Source organism: Streptomyces sp. NPDC054841 (assembly GCF_053611045.1).
The window spans coordinates 1-3319 of record NZ_JBSGZO010000696.1; the positions used below are offsets into that span (position 1 = coordinate 1).

Below are 3319 nucleotides of genomic sequence, written 5' to 3' on the forward strand. Positions count from 1 at the left end.
TCGGATCTTGCCGGGCTCGCGTGCCCTGGCACGCACATCTGCTGCGTTGTCGTCAGTCGCCAATGCTCCGCAGTGGCTCCCTCCTCCGCCTTGCAGCTGCACGCGCCAGACCCCGCTCGCTGATCCGGCCTGATCCAAACGACAGGCCCTAGGCCCGGCTGGATCCGCAGAGCGCACTCGCCGCGCTGACTCCGGGGTCGAGCGTGCCGCAGGTCTTCGACCATCTGCGGGACCGCAACCTGGACCTGATCCGCCGCTACACCGACGACCTCGTCCGTCCGGCGCGGACCTCGTTCCCGCACGGATGAGAGCGCTGGTGACGCCACACGAGCACGCCAATGGTGAGGGGCCCCTGCCGCCGCGGCAGGGGCTCCTCACCATTGGCGTGCTCGTGTGAGCGGGCCCGTCAGTCGACGTGAGCCGGCCCGTCAGTCGACCGAGACGATCGCCGCGACCGGGCCGCCGCCCGACGGACCCTGGTGCACCGCCGCCACCGACACGAAAACGGCGGGATCCCCGGTGACCGCCGCGGTGACGCCGCCCACCGTCGCCTTGATCTGGCGGTGCCAGTGCACGTCCGAGTCGTCCAGCATGATGTTGCGCCGCCCGCGTACCCGGCCCGTCGGATCGGCCTCGCACTTGAGGAACACGTTGACCAGGCGGTGCCCGAGGTCCGACGGGTGGGGCCGGTGGGGCAGCTGCAGGCCCGCGGACCGGATGGCGTCCCAGATGCCGTCGGCGTCCAGCGCGTCCTTCATCACGCTGTGCCCGACCCGGAAGCGGCCGCCGACCCCTGGGGCGTTGCCGACCACGACGATCTGCGCCCTGTCGAGTTCCACGCCGGAGGAGCACGAGGCGACCGACGAGTAGAGCGACAGGTCGCGGTGGATCTGCTCGGCCCGGGGCATCTCGATCTCGCCCAGTGCGACGGCGATGCCCAGCGCGGTCGTGGAGTTGGAGACGTCCATGGACTTCAGGGTGTCCTCGGTCCAGACGTCGAAGCCGCGCTCCTTGGCGTCGTTGATCGTCTCCAGGACCAGCAGTGGCGTCTTGGTCTGGACGTAGTGCACGTCCGCAGGGTCCGTGATGCCCGCGACCTTCATGGCGTCGGTCACGCCCGCCGCGACCTTCTCCACCATGGCGGGGCGTCCGATGTCCTCGGGGAGGATCACCTCGCTCATCGCCACACCGACGGACAGCCGCGGCTCGGCCACCGGCTCGTACCGGCCCTCGGGCGCGTACGCGAAGATCGTGGCGTGCGGGGATATGACACCGTCGGTGCCGCCCGACCACACCAGGGGAACCTGCAGGGCCTCGGCGTACGAACGGTTGCCGTGGTCGACCAGCACCTCGCGGAACGCCCGGTCGGCCAGGATGCGCGTGTAGTCGTTCACTCCTCCGTTGCCTTCGGTCTTGCCGATGACGGCGAGCACGTCGTCGGCGGCGAACACACCGTCGTCGATCAGCGCGGCCAGCCCGCTCGCGTCGGTGACGCTCTCGATGGCCACCTTGTGGACCTCGATCGGCCTTGGCATCATTTCCACCTCTTCTGACTGGTCGTCTGTCCGTGTTCCGGTGTTGTCCTGGGTCGAGGGAGACCGCGGGGCCTCGCGAACGCCGCGTGCCACCGCGGCCGGTACCGCGGTGGGGCCCGCGCCGAGATGCACAGATCCAAGTACGGGAAGGGCGCACATGCATGGGCGTTTCTTGCTCAGAAATCGGCGATCCCATGGCAAGAGATGCCGTGGGACGCGGCTGGTCCTGTCCGTCCCCGGCCCCGGGGGCGGCGGGTCACGTCCGTCCCGCGCCCACCGGGCCGGAGGCCGTGTCGACGGGGTCGGGAGAGAGGGCTGCCGGGCTCTGCGTGCGGCACCCGTCGAGCCGGTCCAGCCACTGAAGAACGGCACCGGTGTGCTCGCCCAGAACCGGTGGCGCGGCGTGCCGCTGCCGTCCGCCCTCGTCGAACCGTACGGCCGGACCCGGTAGCTCGACGGTGCCCAGCGTGGTGTGGTCGACCTCGACCACCAGGCCCTGCGACCGGGTCTGCTCCCAGTCGTAGACCCGGTCCAGCGTGCGTACCTCACCCGCCGGGATGCCCGCGGCGGACAGCTCGGCGAGCAACTCGGTCACACCGCGGTCGGCGAACGCGGTGTTGATCACCGCTGCGAGTTCGGCGGCGCGCACGACGCGGTCGGCGTTGGCCGCGAAGCGCGGATCGTCCGCCGCCAGGCCCACCAGCGGCGCGAAGCGTGCCCACAGGCTCTCGCTGCCCACGGCGACCTGGATGATCGCGTCGCGGCAGCGGTAGGAACCGTAGGGCTGCAGGGAGGGATGCAGATTGCCCTGGGCCCGGCCGACCTGCCCCGCGACCGTGTAGTTCGTGCCCTGGAAGGCATGCACACCCACGATCGCCGCGAGCAGCGAGGTGCGGACGACACGGCCGCGTCCGGTCCTGCCGCGCTCGTGCAGCGCGGCGACGACACCGTAGGCGCCGTACATGCCGGCGAGCAGGTCGCCGATCGGCACGCCGATCCGCGTCGGTGCGTCCGGGCCGGGGCCGGTCAGGCTCATCAGCCCTGCCTCGCCCTGCGCGATCTGGTCGTAGCCCGGCCGTCCGCCCTGCGGGCCGTCGTGGCCGAATCCGGTGATCGACAGCAGGACCAGCCGGGGGTTCAGCCGGTGCAGGTTCTCCACCGGGAAGCCGAGGCGGTCGAGCACGCCGGTGCGGAAGTTCTCCACCAGCACGTCACTGTGGCGGACCAGGCGCTCCAGCGTGCGGCGTCCCTCCGCGGACTTGAGGTCCAGCGCCACCGATTCCTTGTTGCGGTTGCAGGAGAGGAAGTAGGTCGATTCGCGGGCATGGTCGGGGCCGACGAACGGCGGCCCCCATCCGCGGGTGTCGTCACCGCCGTTGGGGTGCTCCACCTTGATCACACGCGCCCCCATGTCGCCGAGCATCATCGCGGCGTGGGGACCCGCCAGAGCCCGTGACAGGTCCAGTACGACGAGTCCGGAAAGCGGTCCGCTCACTTGGGTCCATCCCTTCCTGCGGCGGAAAGCGGTACGCGGCAGCGCGCCGCGGCAGCGGTCGAATGCGGGGTAAGAGAATGCGGGGTACGAGGTCGAAAGCGGGGTCGAAGACTTCGGACCGCTGCGAGACCAGGTCTCCCGGTCCGGCACTCTCGTCGTCAGCATCTGCCCAAGCGGCGGGCGTTCCTTGGCGGATGTCGCCGACTCGAAGTGCGGATGCGTGCGAGTGCGTGCGGGTGCCGGGACAGGGCGCACCAGGGGTGGAATGCCGGTCCGGTGGGGCGACCCC

Annotated in this window: 2 protein-coding genes; both read right to left on the reverse strand. The window is 70.8% G+C overall.

Features of this window, described 5'->3' with window-relative positions; all coding sequences use genetic code 11:
• Positions 1-428 precede the first annotated feature (428 nt).
• Positions 429-1538, reverse strand: a complete 1110-nt coding sequence (gene bar, locus ACWGI8_RS41875) for a barbiturase (protein WP_453668702.1) — start codon at positions 1536-1538, stop codon at positions 429-431.
• Positions 1539-1791: 253 nt separating this feature from the next.
• Positions 1792-3030, reverse strand: a complete 1239-nt coding sequence (locus ACWGI8_RS41880; RefSeq protein WP_453668703.1) for a CaiB/BaiF CoA transferase family protein — start codon at positions 3028-3030, stop codon at positions 1792-1794.
• Between the last annotated feature and the right edge of the window lie 289 nt (positions 3031-3319).

Coding starts and splice junctions, on each gene's coding strand:
- bar (WP_453668702.1), bottom strand. CDS start 1,538: ATGATGCCAAGGCCGATCGAGGTCCACAAGGTGGCCATCGAGAGCGTC.